The organism is Rheinheimera aquimaris (genome assembly GCF_020531985.1).
Taxonomy (GTDB): domain Bacteria; phylum Pseudomonadota; class Gammaproteobacteria; order Enterobacterales; family Alteromonadaceae; genus Alishewanella; species Alishewanella aquimaris.
Genome location: NZ_JAJAVQ010000006.1, coordinates 232829 through 250257 on the forward strand (window position 1 = coordinate 232829; position 17429 = coordinate 250257).

Annotated in this window: 18 protein-coding genes; 12 read left to right on the forward strand and 6 right to left on the reverse strand. The window is 48.6% G+C overall.

Annotation, left to right across the window (positions count from 1 at the left end; all coding sequences use genetic code 11):
* The 3 genes from wrbA to bepA are packed head-to-tail and all read right to left on the reverse strand — an operon-like array spanning window position 1 to window position 2406.
* Window positions 1-579, reverse strand: coding sequence for an NAD(P)H:quinone oxidoreductase (wrbA, locus tag LHL18_RS18110; protein ID WP_226768139.1), 579 nt, complete (start codon window positions 577-579; stop codon window positions 1-3).
* Window positions 576-923: an arsenate reductase (glutaredoxin) gene (gene arsC, locus LHL18_RS18115; protein ID WP_134055343.1), complete on the reverse strand. Its 348-nt coding sequence runs from the start codon at window positions 921-923 to the stop codon at window positions 576-578. The genes wrbA and arsC overlap by 4 nt, the downstream gene beginning before the upstream one ends.
* Before the next feature lie 34 nt (window positions 924-957).
* Window positions 958-2406, reverse strand: coding sequence for a beta-barrel assembly-enhancing protease (bepA, locus tag LHL18_RS18120; protein ID WP_226768140.1), 1449 nt, complete (start codon window positions 2404-2406; stop codon window positions 958-960).
* Between the two features lie 212 nt (window positions 2407-2618).
* On the opposite strand from bepA, the gene LHL18_RS18125 reads away from it, so the two are divergent.
* Window positions 2619-3692 carry an AI-2E family transporter gene (locus LHL18_RS18125; protein WP_134055339.1) on the forward strand — a complete coding sequence of 358 codons (1074 nt, stop codon included), beginning with the start codon at window positions 2619-2621 and terminating at the stop codon, window positions 3690-3692.
* Between the two features lie 73 nt (window positions 3693-3765).
* Here LHL18_RS18125 and LHL18_RS18130 read toward each other — a convergent pair whose 3' ends face one another.
* The 3 genes from LHL18_RS18130 to LHL18_RS18140 form a co-directional block, all read right to left on the reverse strand.
* Window positions 3766-4869, reverse strand: a complete 1104-nt coding sequence (locus LHL18_RS18130) for a PQQ-dependent sugar dehydrogenase (protein ID WP_226768141.1) — start codon at window positions 4867-4869, stop codon at window positions 3766-3768.
* Between the two features lie 77 nt (window positions 4870-4946).
* Window positions 4947-5411 carry a thioredoxin-dependent thiol peroxidase gene (bcp, locus tag LHL18_RS18135; RefSeq protein WP_226768142.1) on the reverse strand — a complete coding sequence of 155 codons (465 nt, stop codon included), beginning with the start codon at window positions 5409-5411 and terminating at the stop codon, window positions 4947-4949.
* Window positions 5412-5423: 12 nt separating this feature from the next.
* Window positions 5424-5948: a glycine cleavage system protein R gene (locus LHL18_RS18140; RefSeq protein ID WP_134055333.1), complete on the reverse strand. Its 525-nt coding sequence runs from the start codon at window positions 5946-5948 to the stop codon at window positions 5424-5426.
* A 185-nt stretch (window positions 5949-6133) separates the two neighbouring features.
* Between LHL18_RS18140 and dapA the strand changes: the two genes are divergently transcribed.
* From dapA to LHL18_RS18195, 11 genes are all read left to right on the forward strand, one after another.
* Entirely contained in the window at window positions 6134-7015 is an 882-nt protein-coding gene (gene dapA / locus LHL18_RS18145) for a 4-hydroxy-tetrahydrodipicolinate synthase (RefSeq protein WP_226768143.1), read from the forward strand.
* A gap of 42 nt (window positions 7016-7057) precedes the next feature.
* A complete protein-coding gene (bamC, locus tag LHL18_RS18150) occupies window positions 7058-8113 on the forward strand; it encodes an outer membrane protein assembly factor BamC (RefSeq protein ID WP_226768144.1) in 1056 nt (351 codons plus the stop codon).
* A gap of 156 nt (window positions 8114-8269) precedes the next feature.
* Entirely contained in the window at window positions 8270-8902 is a 633-nt protein-coding gene (locus LHL18_RS18155; protein ID WP_134055327.1) for a YchE family NAAT transporter, read from the forward strand.
* Window positions 8903-8913: 11 nt separating this feature from the next.
* Window positions 8914-9969: a DUF2066 domain-containing protein gene (locus LHL18_RS18160; protein ID WP_226768145.1), complete on the forward strand. Its 1056-nt coding sequence runs from the start codon at window positions 8914-8916 to the stop codon at window positions 9967-9969.
* Window positions 9969-10664 (forward strand): DnaA regulatory inactivator Hda, encoded by a 696-nt coding sequence (gene hda, locus LHL18_RS18165; RefSeq protein ID WP_226768146.1) that lies wholly within the window; start codon window positions 9969-9971, stop codon window positions 10662-10664. Before LHL18_RS18160 ends, hda begins: the two co-directional genes overlap by 1 nt.
* A gap of 112 nt (window positions 10665-10776) precedes the next feature.
* Entirely contained in the window at window positions 10777-11757 is a 981-nt protein-coding gene (gene pheS / locus LHL18_RS18170) for a phenylalanine--tRNA ligase subunit alpha (RefSeq protein ID WP_226768147.1), read from the forward strand.
* 15 nt (window positions 11758-11772) lie between these two features.
* Window positions 11773-14160, forward strand: coding sequence for a phenylalanine--tRNA ligase subunit beta (gene pheT / locus LHL18_RS18175; RefSeq protein WP_226768148.1), 2388 nt, complete (start codon window positions 11773-11775; stop codon window positions 14158-14160).
* A gap of 2 nt (window positions 14161-14162) precedes the next feature.
* Complete coding sequence (locus tag LHL18_RS18180) at window positions 14163-14459, forward strand: integration host factor subunit alpha (RefSeq protein ID WP_134055317.1); 297 nt, start codon at window positions 14163-14165, stop codon at window positions 14457-14459.
* 151 nt (window positions 14460-14610) lie between these two features.
* Entirely contained in the window at window positions 14611-15552 is a 942-nt protein-coding gene (locus tag LHL18_RS18185) for a YbgA family protein (RefSeq protein WP_134055315.1), read from the forward strand.
* A 1-nt stretch (window position 15553) separates the two neighbouring features.
* Window positions 15554-16978 carry a deoxyribodipyrimidine photo-lyase gene (gene phrB, locus LHL18_RS18190; RefSeq protein ID WP_226768149.1) on the forward strand — a complete coding sequence of 475 codons (1425 nt, stop codon included), beginning with the start codon at window positions 15554-15556 and terminating at the stop codon, window positions 16976-16978.
* Window positions 16968-17411 carry a nuclear transport factor 2 family protein gene (locus LHL18_RS18195; protein ID WP_226768150.1) on the forward strand — a complete coding sequence of 148 codons (444 nt, stop codon included), beginning with the start codon at window positions 16968-16970 and terminating at the stop codon, window positions 17409-17411. The genes phrB and LHL18_RS18195 overlap by 11 nt, the downstream gene beginning before the upstream one ends.
* Window positions 17412-17429 lie beyond the last annotated feature (18 nt).

Sequence of the window (17429 nt, forward strand, 5' to 3'; positions counted from 1 at the left end):
TTATTCCTTGTGTTGCTTAAGTTGCTGGCTGAGTGTGGCCAGGCGTTTACCAAAGGCAATTGCCAGGCGCTGCTCTTCCACGCTCAGTTTGTTATCGGCCTGATGGCCGCTAACATGTGTCGGGCCATAAGGCGTGCCACCGCTCTTGGTCTGGTGTAACTCTGGCTCGCTGTAAGGTAAGCCGGTTAACAGCATGCCATGATGCAACAGCGGCAGGCTCATACTCAGTAAGGTGGCTTCGTTACCGCCATGCATGCTGCCTGACGACGTAAAAACGCCGGCAGGTTTATCAATCAGCTCACCTTTTAACCAGATGCTGGTAGTGTTGTCCCAGAACGCTTTGGCATCAGCAACCATGTTGCCAAAGCGCACCGGACTGCCAAATGCCAGGCCATCACATTGCCGAAGTTCGGCCTGACTGACAAGGGCGTGACGGCTGGCATGTTGCGTATCAAGTGGCGGGATGCATCGTACCTGTGCTTCGGCACCAGCTTGCTGTACGCCTATGGCTATCTTATCCGCCAGGGCCGCAACAGCACCGTGGCGGGAGTAATACAGCACCAGAATAGTGGCTGTCATGACAAAATATTCAATACGTTAGTTGCGGGGCGGCCAATGGCGGCCTTGTTACCGTTAACAACAATCGGCCGCTCAATCAGTTTTGGGTGGGCGGCCATTGCATCAATAAGTTGCTGCTCGCTCAATGTCTCGTTATCAAGCCCCAAAGCTTTGTACTCGTCTTCTTTTGTGCGCAGCAACTGCCGGGCGCTGATATTGAGCCACTGCAGTAATTGTTTCAGCTCTAACGCAGTGGGGGGCGTTTTTAAGTACTCGACAACGTCAACCTGTTGTCCCTTTTCCTTTAATAGCTCAAGTGTTTCACGGCTCTTAGAGCAGCGCGGGTTGTGGTATATTTTTAACATCAGTTGTCCTGTCGGTAGAAATTACTAGGCTGATTTACATACGACGCAAACGGTCAAATTCAGTTTGCAGCTGTCTTTTTTTAGCTTCCAGACGGCGGTTTTCCAGTTTTTCTTCCGGTTTTAAATGGTTCAGCGCTTCGTTCAGATCATCTATCGCTCGTGGATAATCTGCACGCTGATAACTCAGATCTGCACGCGCTTCATAAAAACGGGCAAAATCTCCCACCGCTTTATAAGCTTCAGACAACAGATCATACGCCAGGATATTGTCGCTTTTATAAAACAGCAGGCTTTTAAGTAAATGGATAGCCAGCCGGGGAGCACCGGATCTCAGTGCCGCATTGGCATAGTTTAGCGTAACGACCTGATTATTTGGCCGCAGCAGATACTGTTGCTCCAGCATATCCAAACAAAGCTGGTATTCCTTTTGCGCCAGTAAAATATCGGTATAGACGTCAATATAATATAAATTGTGTTCATCCTTTTCCAGCATCTGTTCGATAAGCTTACGTGACTGCTGCAGATCGCCTTTATCCAGCAGCGCTATTGCCAAACCGTACTGATTCGCTTTGGTATTACCGCCTGGCTCTGTCAGTTTTTTGCGAAAGACAGTCTCCGCATCATTTTTACCGTAATGATAGCGAGCCAGCACACGGGCTTTAGTCAGGGTAAAATCCTGGCTGTCGGGTATAAAACGCTGCTGGAATTGCTCGGCGCGTAAGCGGGTATCACTGACCCGGCTTTGTGATAGGGGGTGCGTTTGCAAAAATGCCAGTTGCTGATTTACAAAGCGGCTTTGCTCAGACAATTTACGGAAAAAATTGGGCACAGCATACGGGTCGAAGCCAGCATCTACCATAATTTGCATGCCGATGCGGTCAGCCTCTTGCTCATTGCCGCGGGTAAAGTTGATGGCGCTTTGCTGGGATGCACCCTGTGTTGCCATCATCGCCGCCATACCTGCTTCCGGGTTTACTGTTGCCAGTACAATAGCGCCTAAAATGCCTGCCAGTGTCAGCGGGGCTTTCTGGCTTTGGGCTTCTACGAAACGGGCAATGTGACGCTGCGTAACGTGTGCGATTTCGTGCGCCATTACAGACGCGAATTCACTTTCGCTATCGGCTATTGCCAGCGTACCGGTGTGTGAGGTGACATTGCCGCCCAGTGTCGCAAAAGCATTAATGTTCTTGTTGTCAATCCAGTAGAACTTAAATGGAAATTTGACATCATTTGCCCTGGCCACCAGGCGGTTGCCAAGAGAGTTAATATATTCATCCAGCAAGGGGTCGTACACCATCGGTAAGCTGCCCCGGGTCTGGCGCATCATTACATCACCGAGCTGCTTTTCTTTATCTGGCGTAATGGTATTAAAAGCGTTCCCGCCAAGATTCGGTAAATCTGCGTGTGCAGATGGCATGACTGCCTGTGATAATGCAGCCAGCAGGCAAATGAGCACGGGCTTGTTTACTGCAGAGAATGTCATGTGAAAAACACCTGCCCCTGTTGTATTAAATAGTCACTAACGTAATGCTGACTTTGTCTGGATTTTTTGCGATTAGTTCCAGTTTGTCAGGGCGCTAACTTAACATATATTTTCTGCCAACAGACGGTTTAGCGCCAAATTCTCCGTTATCTTCGGTATACTGATGCGGACTCAGGCACTTTTGCCGTGTTGCCCGATGCTGGAGTTCTAATATGCTGGATTGGTTGAAAAAATGGTACGCCAATAAATTCTCAGATCCGCAAGTGGTCACATTATTTTTGTTACTGCTGATCGGATTTATGGCGATTTACTGGTTAAGTGGCATTTTGGCGCCGGTGCTGGTGGCTATTGCATTTGCTTACCTGCTCGAATGGCCCGTGGTCAGACTGACCCGGTTAGGCTTATCCCGTTCGGTCAGTACCATCGCCGTTGTAGCGGGTTTTCTCGGGTTGGCAACACTGACCCTGATGTGGATTATACCGATTGTCTGGTATCAGGGGCGTAATCTGCTTCGGGATTTGCCGCAAATGATAGAGCAGGGGCGTAGTTACCTGCTGGAGTTACCGCAGTCTTTTCCCGGTATGGTTAGCGTAGAGCAAATAAATATTCTTATTCATTCAGTAGACGAGCGGTTGATGGTGTTTGGCCGAGATATGCTGCAGTTGTCGCTGGCTTCTATTGTCGATTTGGTTGCGCTACTGATATACCTTGTACTGGTGCCGATGATGGTGTTCTTTATGCTTAAAGATAAAGCGCAGTTAACGGCCAGCTTCGTACAACTGCTGCCCTCTGAGCGTAAGCTTATCGGTCAGGTCTGGCATGAAATGAATGCGCAGATCATGAATTATATCCGTGGCAAGATCCTGGAAATTTTCATTGTTGGTGCTGTCAGCTATGCGGTATTTGCTATTTTCGGTCTGAATTATCCATTGTTACTTGGGGTATTGGTGGGGCTGTCGGTGCTTATTCCGTATATCGGTGCGGCTGTGGTGACATTGCCGGTAGCGCTGGTGGCGTTTTTTCAGTGGGGGCCGACAGCTGAATTTGGTTATCTGATGCTGGCGTACGGTATTATTCAGGCACTGGATGGCAATTTACTGGTGCCTATACTGTTTTCTGAAGCTGTTGATCTGAACCCGGTGTTTATCATCATTGCAGTGTTATTTTTCGGCGGTCTGTTTGGTTTCTGGGGCATATTCTTCGCTATTCCACTGGCTTCTCTGGTTAAAGCGACAATAAATGCCTGGTCAGAGCGCGCGCATCCACATAGCAATACAGCGATATAGAAATACAGTGACATAAAAAAAACAGTGCGCCAGCAGGCGCACTGTTTTTTTAGTAAGCTTGTTACTGCTTGGCTTATTCGGTTGCCGGCATAATACGCAGTAGCTCGCCGTCTGAGCTGTCAGTCAGTATATACAGGAAGCCGTCAGGGCCTTGCTCTACATCGCGGATTCGCTGGCCAATCATGATGCGTTCCTCGTGCGTAACCTTATTACCATCGAGCTCTAACCTGACCAGCTGACCAAATTTTAATGAGCCAACAAACAGGTTTTGCTGCCAGTAAGGGAACATGTCTGCAGTGTAAAATGCCATACCGCTTGGGGCTATTGACGGCACCCAGTAATGCAGGGGTTGCTCCAGGCCTTGCTGCGCAGTTTTACCGATAACCCCACCGCCATATTCTTCACCGTATGTAATTAACGGCCAGCCATAATTTTTACCCGGCTGGGCAATATTAATTTCGTCACCACCTTGCGGGCCATGTTCATGGGTCCACAGCTGCCCGGTTTGCGGATGCAACGCTGCACCTTGCATATTGCGGTGCCCATATGACCAGATTTCTGCTTTGGCGCCGTCCTTGCTGACGTAAGGATTGTCCTCAGGTACGCTGCCGTCAGTGTTAATACGGATCACTTTTCCTAAATGGTTATCCAGTTTCTGCGCCTGATCACGCTCGCTGCCTCTGTCGCCGGTTGTGATAAACAGCTTGCCGGCGTTATCCAGTACCAGACGGCTACCAAAATGGTGGCGGCTGTCGTATTTAGGTGCTTGGCTGAAGATAACCTCAACGTTGCTCAAACTGGCATCGTTCAGTGTAGCTTTGGCTACCGCAGTACTGTTTTTGCCACCGCCGGGTTCACTGAAGCTGAAATATATCTGTTTGCTACTGCTAAAATCCTTCGCCAGGATCACATCAAGTAAACCACCCTGACCGCGGGCGTCTATCTCTGGTAAACCGGAGATGGCGGTTTTGTTTTTGCCATCAGCACTGAGTTTGACTAAACCACCGTTGCGTTCGGTAATCAGCATGCTGCCGTCAGGTAAAAACGTCATGCCCCAGGGGTGATTGAAGCCAGTTGCTACAGTATCGAGCTGCAGTAATGCTTTTTCTGACTCAAGTGGAGCAGCATGTGCTGATATGGCAACGGCTGCTAGACATGCCAGTATATGTTTTTGCATATTTACTCCTTAACAGTGGCTGTCAGCAGCCATCGGGTAGTTGCTTTTATCGTGCAACGCTAATCTTTGCGTCCGGCTTAATTTAAGTAGTCCAGTACAACCTGATGATGATCTTTGGTTTTAAATTTGTCGAACACCTGCTCTATCTTGCCATCTTGTGCTACAAGAAAACTGATGCGGTGCAGGCCGTCATATACTTTGCCCATGAACTTCTTTTCGCCCCAGACGCCGTAGCTGTCTGCCACTTTATGATCTTCATCTGCTAACAACGTGAAATTCAAACTGTCGCGCTCGGCAAACTTTTTAAGTCTGGCAGGGCTGTCGGTGCTGATGCCAACTACCGTCACGCCTTTGTCCTGCAATTGCTGCTTAGTATCTCTTAAACCGCATGCCTGCACTGTGCAGCCAGGTGTCATTGCTTTAGGATAAAAATATATCAGCACGCGGTCAGTTTTTAACAGTTGACTGAGTGTGATCTGCTGCTCATCTTGATTTGTCAGGGTAAAATCCGGCGCTACTGCGCCTTTTGCTAAATAAGACATTACTGCTCCTTTTCAGGTTTGGGCATGAAAGCTGCCTGTCAGATTCATTTCAGTGACCAGTGCCATGACGTCTGCTTCAATAGCCTCAGCCGGTTCACCTTCTGGCAGCTCCAATGTCATAATAGTATGCATCATCGTCTGACCGTCTGGCGCTGTTTTGCTCTCTGATTGCAAAGAGCCGATATAAACCTGCCGGCTTGCCAGCAATCCGGTAATACTGCCTAAAGTACCCACTTTGTCTGGCCCCTGGTATTCCAGTACATAATGCGCTGCTACCGCTTTACGCTGGTGCGCACTGGTACGTTTGGTCATCGTCGTCAGATCAAGTTCAAGCCCAAGCCCGGGCAGCAAATGCTCAATCCGGCTGATGGCCGCCGGGTCGCCGGACAGCAGCATGATAAACGTAAATTCGCCGCCAAAAATAGCCATCCGACTGTCAATGATATTGCAATTACAATCGGTAACTAAACGCGCCAGTTTGCTAACAATACCGGTACGGTCAGTACCGATGGCCGTTACTACAAGTTGTTGTGGCATAGTATAAAAACCCAGATGACAAACCAAATAATGCAAGGTATGAAGTGCTGGCGCCAAGTGTAACATACCGCCAGATTATGTCATCCGTTTGTCCCGGTGCTGCATAAACGCTTTTCGATTCTTGTGTTTAAGCCAGTGTCTCTTTAACATAGGCGCCCTTATCGTTAAATGGGGCTGTATTGCATATGTTCAGAGGAAGTTGGGTCGCGCTAATTACACCTATGGTTGATCAGGGAACAGTTGACTATGACAGCCTCAAGCGTTTGGTTGATTTTCATCTGGTTAATGGTACACAAGGCCTGGTAATTATGGGCACGACCGGTGAGGCGGCTACCATAAGTTTTGCTGAGCAAATGCAGGTGATTTCAGCGGTATGTAAGCAGGTTCAGGGCCGTATCGCGGTGATCGCCGGTAACGGCGCAAATGCTACTGCCGAGGCGGTCGAACGCACTAAAGCGCTGTCTGCACTACCTATTGATGGTTTCCTGACTGTAACGCCGTTTTATAACAAACCGATGCAAAAAGGCATGGTACTGCATTTTAATGCCGTGGCCGCTGTTACAGATAAGCCCGTATTGTTGTATAACGTGCCGGGGCGTACCGGGGTGGATTTATTACCTGAGACAGTCGCTGAGCTGGCAAAAACGTCAAACATTGTCGGGATTAAAGAGGCTACAGGCTCGATGACACGTTTGACGGAATTACAACAATTATGTCCGGCCGGTTTCATGTTGCTAAGTGGCGATGATGCCAGTGCGGCTGAGTTTATGTTAAAAGGCGGGCATGGTGTCATTTCTGTCACGACCAACGTTGCACCAAAACAAATGGCGCTATTGTGCCAGGCGGCGTGTAACGGTGACGCTGCTGGCGCAGAAGCTATTGATACAACGCTTCAGGCGTTACATCACGATCTGTTCATTGAGGCCAATCCTATACCGGCAAAATGGGCGTTACACAGAATGGGGCTGATAAAGTCTGATCAGGTGCGGTTACCCTTAACGCAACTTGAACCAATTCACGGCAGTATAATCGAACAGGCATTAACGCAGGCAGGTATTGAGTTCTAATCAGCACTAAAGCCGGATCGCACCAAATTTAGGAGTAGTAACGTGCAACATTGGATTAAAAGTAGTGTAGTAGCGAGCGTATTGCTGACAGGCTGTTCATTATTACAAACTGAGCAAGCCGAAACAGCCGGTCAGCCGGCAAGTGTACCTGAACTTAAAGTACCCGCAGGGTTAGAAACACCTGCCAAACCTGCAAAGTATGACATTCCGGATACCAACAGAGCCGATACTGCCGTTGATATCCGTTCACCGGCTTTGGTACTGGGTACAGCCAGCAGCAGCCGAGTAGAAGAAGGCGATAAGTTGTCACGCGTCTGGTTTGATCGCAGCGATTATACCGGTGATTTGGTGCCGTTTTTAAAGCAAATGTTGCAAACACAGTTTGCTGAGCAAGGTATTGAGCTTACATCGGATGAGCAGGGGCTTAATTACACGACCGGCTGGATCGCCCGTTCGGAGGAAGAGGGGTTCTGGTTCTGGAAGTCCAGCCAGCAGCAGGAGCAGGCACGTTACAAAATTAGTATTGAACCCCGCCCACACGGACGCTCAGCAAGCGTTACCGTGACTATGCTGGAGCATCAGTATTTTACCCCGGACGCCAAGTTAAGCAAAACGGATACAAAGCGGCAGGAAGTCGCGTTGCTTAATCAGATCATTGACCGTATTGGTAAAGAAGAAATTATTATCGCCCGCGCGAATAAAGCTAAAGCGCCGGATGTATCGCTGGAGCCGGGAATGGATGCTGAAGGTAACCCGGCGTTAGTCACGCCGCAGCCGATCGATGTCACCTGGTCTCAGCTGGAAGCGCTCTTTACCGAGCTAAACCTTGATGTAACAGATATTAACCGCTCAGCGTATACGTATTACCTGAACTATCAGAAATCAGAGCCAGGCTTTTGGTCAAAAATCTGGGGTAGTGATACTAAACCCGTACTACCGTTACCAGATGGTGAATACCGGTTGGTATTAAGCCGGGCTGATAAGCAAACTGCTATCAGTTTACGGGATAAGAACGGTACCAGCCTTGACGCAGAGACCACGCTGGCATTGCACGAGCCTTTTGTGCAGGCAATTCGGTTAGCTCGCATAGAGCTTTAACACACTGCGTACTGTGTTTGCGGCCGGTGTCCGCCCCCGGTAGTGTTAAGCAGCGAAAGTTGAATGCCACCGAAAGGTGGCATTATTTTTCCATAACACATTGAAAGTGGCGCGCTTTTGTCATTACACTGCGAATGATGAAACAGGAGATTGTGAATGCTGGAAATACAGGATTATCTGAAAATACTGATCGGGATTTTCGCCATTCTGAATCCGCTTGGAGCTTTGCCTCTGTATTTGTCGTTGACCCAGCACTACAATGCTGTTGAAAGACGGGCAACAGCAGCCAGCGCCGCTAAAGCAGCGACGATAATTTTGCTTATTACGTTGTTTTTCGGCGAGTTTATACTGAGCTTTTTTGGCATATCGGTAAACTCATTTAGAGTGGGTGGCGGCATTCTGATTTTGCTGATGGCAATTTCAATGTTATACGCACAAACCAGTAGTGCAAAAAATACTGATGCAGAGCGTGAAGAGGCAGAGCATCGCAAGTCAGTCGCCGTTGTGCCGTTAGCGATGCCGATGCTTGCCGGACCTGGCGCGATAAGCTCGATTATTCTGTATGCCAATCGAAGTGATGGTTGGCAGCACTACGCTATTATGTCTGCCGAGCTTGTGCTTATCGGGTTCGGCTTGTGGGCGTTGATGCGGTTGGCAGATAAAATTTCGGCGCGTTTAGGTCAAACCGGAATGAATATTATCACCAGGGTAATGGGGCTTATACTGGCCGCTATTGCTGTAGAATTTATCAGTGCAGGCTTAAAAGGCATTTTTCCGGTACTGGCCTGAGGTAAAAAACAATGATCAAGATGTTACGTCTTTTCGGTCTGCTGTGTGCTTTGTCTGGCATGGCCGTGCATGCAGGTCAGGTTGCCAATTTATATCAGGCTGATGTCGCTGCTGAAGGGGACTGGCAACGGGATGCTTTAAAACAGGTATTGACTCGGGTAAGTGGTAAATCTGATATCGCTGCCGCGCCTGAGTTAGAAGGCGAGTTTAAGCAAGCTTCTGCCTATATCAAACAGTTTGAGGCAATACGCCATGCTGATGGCAACCGCATGCGGGTACTGCTGGATGCGGTTAAGGTTAATCAGCTACTACAACAGAATAATATTGCAGTCTGGGGCGCGCTTCGTCCGGATATTCTGGTCTGGCTTGTGCAGCAGAAAGAAGGGAACCGCAGTTTTGTGAGGCGGTCTGAGCAGCCTTTAAATGCCGCGCTGCAACAGTCATTTGGTGAGGCGGGGTTGCCACTGTTACTCCCGCTGTACGATATGGACGACCTGTTGAACCTGTCCGAAACTGACGTTTGGGCCGGGTTTTGGCAGCAGATAAACCAGGTCAGTGTCCGTTACCGGCCTGATATTGTCGTGTTGGCCGCTGTTGATATTACTGAGCAAGACGGCCAACCTATGTTACGGCTGAACTGGCAACGGCAGGAAAATGGCAGAACCTACCGTGATGAAATCATCGAAAAGGATGAAAGCAGCCTGATGCAGAGCTTTGCTGCCTCCTTGTCATCTCAGTTGGCGCAGCAGTATGCCAGTGTAATGTCAGCGCAGTCCGATAGTGATTATGTGCTTGAAGTTCAGCATCTTACTGATCTGCCCGCGCTGGTGCAGGTTCAAAAATTATTACAGCAGATGGTTGGCGTATCTGAAGTGACAATAGTTCGCTATGACAGCGATAGCGCACAGTATAAATTAAGCACCAGTATCAGCGCCGACGGCCTGATGAACGCTCTGCGCTTTAACCCGCGCCTACGTGTAGTAGCAGAAGAAAATACCGCTGAGTATCAGTCAGTGAATGCGGGTCAGCAACCGGTATTTTCCCGATTTGAGTACGTTAAACTCTGATGCAACCACTACAGTACACGCTTGCCGTAACACTGCCGGAAGATGAAACGCTCGACAGCTTCTACGCCGCAGGGCAAAGCGAGGCTGTGGTTTTTTTGAAAAATTACCTGCAACAACGTGTGCCGCAAAGCCCGGTTTTCCTGTTTGGCGCCAGTGGCAGTGGTAAATCACATTTACTGTATGCCGCCTGTGTGCAAGCTCAGGAGCAGGGGCTGACCAGCCAGTTACTGACGTTAGATGATTGTAAACTGTTAAGCCCAAGGTTACTCGATGATTTGGAGCAGTTAGATCTGGTGTGTCTGGATAATATTCAGGCGATAGCAGGTGACATCAGCTGGCAAACGGCGGTTTTCGATTTGTATAACCGTATGCAAGAGCAGGGCAAAGCCTTAATTATCGTTGGTAATGAAAGCCCGTCACAGCTGGGGTTGCAACTGGCTGATTTGGTATCCAGACTGCAGGCTTGCACGGCATTTCAGCTGCGTTTACTGACCGATGAGGACAAACAAAAGCTACTGCAGCAGAAAGCCCGTTTACGCGGTATGGAGCTGCCCGATGAAGTGGCCCGTTATCTGTTAAATCATCAGGACAGGGACATTCGGGCGCTGGTCAGTATGTTGGATAAACTCGATAAAGCCACTTTAGTGCATCAACGCAAGCTGACCATTCCTTTTGTAAAAGACATTCTTAACTAAAACAGCGCGTTCTTTGCAGAAAAAGTGACTCAGCAGCCTGCGTTTAACCCGTATTCTGGTGTATCATTGTCGGCTTTGACACGATATCACCTTAGCTGCTTTGAGGACACGCATGAACCTAACAGCAATATTGGAAAATGCCTTACAGGCCGTAGCCGCCGCCGCAGATGTTCCTGCGCTGGAAACTATCCGCGTAGAGTTTCTGGGTAAAAAAGGCAGTATTACTGAACTTTTGAAATCACTGGGTGCGATGGACCCAGAGCAGCGCAAACAAGCCGGTGCGGAGATAAACGAGCTGAAGCAAAAAGTGCAGGAGGCGTTAAACACTCGCCGCGACTTGCTGCAGCACGAGCAACTGGCAGCTAAACTGGCACAGGAACAAATAGACGTAACCTTACCGGGCCGGACTCTGGAGACGGGGGGGCTGCACCCGGTAACCCGCACTATTGAACGTATTTCGTCATTCTTTGCTGAACTTGGCTTTGATATAAAACACGGCCCGGAAATTGAAGATGATTTTCACAACTTTGATGCTCTGAATATTCCGGAGCACCATCCTGCCCGAGCGGATCACGATACGTTTTATTTTAACCCTAAGCTGATGCTGCGCACGCAAACATCAGGGGTGCAAATACGCACTATGGAACAGCAGCAGCCACCACTACGTATTATTTCTCCGGGCCGGGTATACCGGAACGACTACGATCAAACTCATACCCCGATGTTTCATCAGGTTGAAGGCTTAATGGTTGATACCAACGTTAGCTTTACCGAGCTAAAAGGTATTTTGCATGACTTTTTGCATAACTTCTTTGAAGAAGACCTGCAGATCCGCTTCAGACCTTCGTTTTTTCCATTCACGGAGCCTTCAGCGGAAGTTGATGTAATGGGTAAAAACGGTAAATGGCTTGAGGTATTAGGTTGCGGTATGGTGCACCCTAATGTGCTGCGCTCTGTGGGTATAGACCCGGAAGTGTACAGCGGTTTTGCCTTTGGTATGGGCGTTGAACGTCTGACGATGCTGCGTTATGGCGTAACAGATTTACGTGCCTTCTTTGAAAACGATTTACGTTTTTTAAAACAGTTCAGATAAGCGGAGTTAATTTAGATGAAATTCAGTGAAGCCTGGTTACGCGAGTGGGTAAACCCAGCCATTGACACCAATACCTTATCTGAACAGTTATCAATGGCAGGTCTTGAAGTTGATGGTATTGAAACTGTCGCCGGTGAATTCAGCGGCGTGGTGGTTGGCGAAGTTGTTGAATGCGGCCCGCACCCGGACGCCGATAAGCTGCAGGTAACCAAAGTAAACGTTGGCGCTGATGAGCTGCTGGACATTGTGTGCGGCGCGAAAAATTGCCGTCAGGGATTAAAAGTTGCTGTTGCTACAGTCGGTGCTGTGCTGCCGGGCGATTTTGTGATTAAGAAAGCGAAGTTACGCGGTCAACCGTCACACGGTATGCTGTGCTCATTATCTGAACTTGGCATGGCGGATGATTCCGACGGTATACTGGAGTTGCCACAGGATGCTCCTGTTGGTCAGAATATCCGCGACTACCTGAAACTGGATGATCGTATCATTGAGGTTGATCTTACACCTAATCGTGCAGATTGCCTGGGTATTAAAGGTTTAGCCCGTGAAGTTGGCGTATTAAACAAACTAAGTGTTAGCCAGCCGCTTATTACGCCGATTGCAGCGTCTATTGCAGACAAGAAAACCATCACGTTAAGCAGCCCTCAGGCCTGTCCGCGGTATTTAGGCCGGGTAGTGCGCAACGTTAATGTCAAAGCTACCAGCCCACTATGGCTTACCGAAAAACTGCGCCGCTGTGGTGTGCGCAGTATAGATGCAGTTGTTGATATCACTAACTTTGTGTTGTTAGAGCTTGGCCACCCTATGCATGCCTTTGATCTGGCAAAAATTGATGGCGACATCAATGTACGCATGGCTGAAGAGGGTGAAAAGCTGGTTCTGCTGGATGAGAGCGAAGTCGTGTTAAAAACCAATACGCTGCTGATAGCTGATAGCAACAAAGCGCTGGCTATGGCAGGTATTTTTGGTGGATTACACAGCGGCGTCACGACTGAAACCAAAGACGTATTTCTGGAAAGTGCGTTTTTTGCACCGCTGGCTATTGCTGGTAAAGCCCGTCAGTACGGTTTACATACCGATGCTTCGCACCGGTATGAACGTGGTGTGGATCCACAGTTACAGCTTATGGCAATGGAACGGGCGACTGAGCTGCTGTTACAAATTTGCGGCGGTGAGGCTGGCCCGGTGGTAGAAGCCGTGTCCGAAGCCGACTTGCCAAAAGCCGCGACTATCAGCCTGAGCCAGGAAAAGTTAGCGCGGATCTTAGGTATCAGTATCGACAAAGCTGAAGTCAGTGCCATCTTTAACCGGCTGGGACTTGAAGTGAGCGATACTACCGACGGCTGGCAGGTAACCGTGCCGGGTTACCGCTTTGATATCAGTATTGCTGAAGATTTGATAGAAGAAGTTGCGCGGGTATACGGCTACAACAGTATTCCCAATCTGGCGCCTAAGGCCAGTTTGAAAATGCGTACTTTCCGCGAAGCAGAGATGAATGTACAGCGTCTGCGTACGGTATTGGTAGACCGGGGCTATCAAGAAGCAATAACGTACAGTTTCGTTGACCCTAAAGTACAGCAAGTATTAATGCCACAACAGCAGGCTTTGCTATTACCGAATCCAATTTCAGCCGATATGTCGGCAATGCGGTTAAATTTGTGGCCGGGGCTGTTACAAACGGTGCTTTATAACCAGAACCGGCAACAAAGCCGCATCCGTTTGTTTGAGTATGGTTTAAAGTTTATTCCAGATGCTGCAGCTGAAGGAGGCGTGCGGCAAGTGCCGGTAATTGGTGGTGTTATTGTTGGTTCAATGCATAACGAACACTGGAATATGGAAAACCGTAACGCCGACTTCTATGATATCAAAGGTGATGTTGAGGCATTATTGGCGCAAACATCTGCCACTGAGCAATTCCGGTTTGTAACCGCTGAACACAGCGCCTTGCACCCGGGGCAGACCGCAGCGGTGTACCGAGCTGATCAGCACGTTGGCTATGTCGGTGCATTACATCCGGAAGCAGAACGTAAACTGGGTATTAAAGGTAAAGCTTATCTGTTCGAACTGGATGTTGCGGCGCTGGGGTTACGTGAAATTGTACAGGCACATGAATTGTCAAAGTATCCGGCGAACCGGCGTGATTTAGCAATAGTAGTTAAATCAGAGGTGCGTTTTGCTGATATAGCTGCTACTATAAAAAAAGTTGGCGGAAATCAATTAGTTGACCTAAAATTGTTTGACGTGTATACAGGTACGGGTGTGGCAGAGGGGTTTAAATCACTGGCCATTGCTGTTACCTTGCAGGATATAGCGCGTACCCTGGAAGATAAAGATATCCAACAGTTGGTAAATCAAGTAGTTAGCGCGCTTGGTGATGAGTTCAACGCAACGTTGAGGGATTAAGAATGGCGCTTACCAAAGCCGATTTAGCAGAACGTCTGTTTACAAAATTTGGTGTCAGCAAACGCGACGCTAAATTAATAGTGGAAGCTTTTTTTGAAGAGATCCGCGTGGCCCTTGAGGCGGGTGATCAGGTAAAGTTATCCGGCTTTGGCAATTTTGACCTGCGGGTTAAAAATGAGCGACCAGGGCGTAACCCGAAAACGGGTGAAGATATCCCCATTTCTGCCCGTTGTGTGGTGACTTTCCGGCCAGGACAGAAGTTAAAGTCGCGTGTCGAGTTGGGTACCAGCAAAAAATAACCCGTTTCGGCTTGGTTGAACGGTTTAAAAACGGTAAGCAGTGCAGACTGCTTGCCGTTTTTTTATGCAAACAGGTTTGCGACATAAAATATTTCCGATCCACAGAGCAGTTACAGCTGTAATTAGCGCTAACGAGTAATGGATTTAAATTATGGCAATTAAAATTGGTATCAGTGCCTGCGTATTAGGCGAGAAAGTACGTTACGACGGTGGGCATAAGGCGTCTGCATTTTGTTTGCAGCAACTGTTGCCGTTAGTAAGTTATGTGCCGATCTGTCCGGAAATGGCCATTGGTATGCCGTCGCCACGCCCGGCTATCCGTTTGCAGCTTGATGAAAAGCAGAATGTTCGCTTGGTACAAAGTAATGATACCCGTATCGATCATACTCAATCTATGCTGGATTATACCGCGAAGACCTTGCCCCGCTTCAGCGACCTTAGCGGGTATATCGTCTGCGCTAAATCGCCCAGCTGTGGCATGGAACGGGTGAGGTTATTCGATGCTAAAGGCCAGCAACTGGGTAAGTTAGGCGTGGGGTTATATACACATCAGTTAATGCAGAAATACCCCTGGTTACCTGTAGAGGAAGATGGCAGGTTATTCGATGCGGATTTAAGAGAAAACTTTATCTGCCGCGTATTCAGTTGTCATGATTATCAGCAGACAATGCGGGATGGGTTCAGCATTGGCAAACTGGTAGCCTTTCACAGCCGCTACAAATTTTTAGTTATGGCGCACAGCCCAGCTGCTTATCGCACGCTCGGGCGTCTCGTCGCTCAGGCTAAGTTGTTTGCACCGGATGAATTGTGCCAGCGCTACCTGTTGGAGCTAATGCAGGCGCTTAAAAATATCGCTACCCGTAAACAGCACACTAATGTATTGCAGCACTTGCAAGGGTTCCTTAAACACAGCCTTAACGCGGATGCCAAGCAGGAACTGACCGAACTTATCCACCGATACCGGCAAGGCTTTGTACCTTTGCTCGCGCCGATAACACTATTGCAGCACCATCTGAAGTTGCAGCCCAACAGCTATGTTAGTAGTCAGCGCTATTTTGAACCTTACCCCGAGTCACTGGGGCTGAGGGCCTGATATGCAGAAGCTGAACCTTGTATGGCTGCGTAACGACTTAAGGTTGTTGGACAATGCGGTATTGTGCAGCGCACTGAAGCATGCTGAAAAATCTGGGGCAGCAGTATTGGTACTTTATATCGCTACGCCAGAAACCTGGGCTTTGCATGATATGGCTGCGATAAAGCAAGACTTACTGCGTAGGCGGGTGGTGCAGCTACAGCAAGAGCTGACAGAGCTCGCGTTACCAATGTTAGCTATCGAAGGTGGCAGTTATCAGCAAGTGACTGAAATATTTAGCACTTTATGCCAGCAGTTTGAACTGAATGTTTTTGTTCAGGCAGAATATGAGTTGCGTGAGCAACAGCGCGATAGCGCCGTTGAACATCTGGTGCAGCAACACAATGGCCAGTTTATTCGGTTTGACACTCAGTGCATTATGTCGCCGGGCGATATTAAAACGCAGCAAGGTGATATCTATAAAGTTTTCACGCCGTTTAAACGTACGTGGCTGGCAAAATTACGCGAAGAAGGGGTGCACTGTTATGGCCGTCCTAAGAAGATTAGTCAACCCAAGCTGGAATTGCCGGATTTTCTGCCACTTAAAGACGGAGATGGCAGCTCAGCGGATTGGGAAGTAGCCGAGAGCGGTGTGCTTGAATTGATGCGGCGCTTTTGCCGAGAAAAAGTGGCCGACTATCATCAGCAACGGGATTTTCCGGCCCAAGACGGTACATCCCGGTTATCAGCGTATTTGGCCATTGGCGTAATCTCTGCAGCGCAGTGCGTTGCCAGGCTGCAATTGGAGGCTGGTGAAGCGTGGTCAGAAGATAAAAGCGGAGCCGGCGTATGGTTGTCCGAGCTTATCTGGCGCGAATTCTATAAGCATATTTTAGTTGCTTACCCACAGCTGATAAAACATCAGCCATTTCAGCATGAGACAGCAGGCATTCGCTGGCATAACAATAAACAATTATTCGACGCCTGGTGTAACGGCAATACTGGTTACCCGATTGTCGATGCTGCAATGCGGCAGTTGAACCAGACAGGCTGGATGCATAACCGTCTGAGGATGATAGCAGCCAGCTTTCTGGTTAAAGATTTACATATCGACTGGCGCTGGGGCGAACGCTATTTCATGTCTAAGCTGATAGACGGTGATTTTGCTGCCAATAATGGTGGCTGGCAGTGGGCCGCTTCTACCGGCACTGACGCTGCGCCCTATTTCCGTATTTTTAACCCTGTAACGCAAAGCGAAAGATTTGATCCAAAAGGTGACTTTATTCGTTTGTATGTACCTGAACTGAGTAAGTTTACCGGTAAGACGATACACTGGCCGCACGCACAGCCATTGTCGGCGTATCCGAAACCCATAGTGGATCACGCTGTCGCACGTAAACAGACGCTTGAACTTTTTGCAGAGGTTAAAAAAACGCATGACAACTGATGCAGCACCACGGATTGAACAATTTCTTAAATTTTACAATCAGTTATCCAGCGCCAATTTAGAGCAATTGGATAAAATTTATCACGCTGACGTCGAGTTTACTGATCCTGTACATAGCCTGGTAGGGCGCGAGGCCTTGGCGGATTACTTTAACCATGCTTATGCCCGACTGCTGTACTGCGAATTTAGCGCCGGGCAAAAGATGGAGCAGGGTGAACATGGTTTTCTCAGCTGGCGTATGCAAATGCGCCATCCGGCAATAAAAAACGGGGAGTTAGTCAGTTTGGATGGCTGCAGTGTGCTGCGCTGGCAGAATGAACTGATCACTTACCACCGTGATTACTATGATCTGACCGAGATGGTGTATCAGCATTTACCGATAATTGGCTGGCTGACCGCCAAAGTGAAGCAGCGTATGAGTAGCGGTAAGTAAACATAAGCAGATAACTGT

Coding starts and splice junctions, on each gene's coding strand:
- wrbA (WP_226768139.1), bottom strand. CDS start 579: ATGACAGCCACTATTCTGGTGCTGTATTACTCCCGCCACGGTGCTGTT.
- arsC (WP_134055343.1), bottom strand. CDS start 923: ATGTTAAAAATATACCACAACCCGCGCTGCTCTAAGAGCCGTGAAACA.
- bepA (WP_226768140.1), bottom strand. CDS start 2,406: ATGACATTCTCTGCAGTAAACAAGCCCGTGCTCATTTGCCTGCTGGCT.
- LHL18_RS18125 (WP_134055339.1), top strand. CDS start 2,619: ATGCTGGATTGGTTGAAAAAATGGTACGCCAATAAATTCTCAGATCCG.
- LHL18_RS18130 (WP_226768141.1), bottom strand. CDS start 4,869: ATGCAAAAACATATACTGGCATGTCTAGCAGCCGTTGCCATATCAGCA.
- bcp (WP_226768142.1), bottom strand. CDS start 5,411: ATGTCTTATTTAGCAAAAGGCGCAGTAGCGCCGGATTTTACCCTGACA.
- LHL18_RS18140 (WP_134055333.1), bottom strand. CDS start 5,948: ATGCCACAACAACTTGTAGTAACGGCCATCGGTACTGACCGTACCGGT.
- dapA (WP_226768143.1), top strand. CDS start 6,134: ATGTTCAGAGGAAGTTGGGTCGCGCTAATTACACCTATGGTTGATCAG.
- LHL18_RS18155 (WP_134055327.1), top strand. CDS start 8,270: ATGCTGGAAATACAGGATTATCTGAAAATACTGATCGGGATTTTCGCC.
- LHL18_RS18160 (WP_226768145.1), top strand. CDS start 8,914: ATGATCAAGATGTTACGTCTTTTCGGTCTGCTGTGTGCTTTGTCTGGC.
- hda (WP_226768146.1), top strand. CDS start 9,969: ATGCAACCACTACAGTACACGCTTGCCGTAACACTGCCGGAAGATGAA.
- pheS (WP_226768147.1), top strand. CDS start 10,777: ATGAACCTAACAGCAATATTGGAAAATGCCTTACAGGCCGTAGCCGCC.
- pheT (WP_226768148.1), top strand. CDS start 11,773: ATGAAATTCAGTGAAGCCTGGTTACGCGAGTGGGTAAACCCAGCCATT.
- LHL18_RS18180 (WP_134055317.1), top strand. CDS start 14,163: ATGGCGCTTACCAAAGCCGATTTAGCAGAACGTCTGTTTACAAAATTT.
- LHL18_RS18185 (WP_134055315.1), top strand. CDS start 14,611: ATGGCAATTAAAATTGGTATCAGTGCCTGCGTATTAGGCGAGAAAGTA.
- phrB (WP_226768149.1), top strand. CDS start 15,554: ATGCAGAAGCTGAACCTTGTATGGCTGCGTAACGACTTAAGGTTGTTG.
- LHL18_RS18195 (WP_226768150.1), top strand. CDS start 16,968: ATGACAACTGATGCAGCACCACGGATTGAACAATTTCTTAAATTTTAC.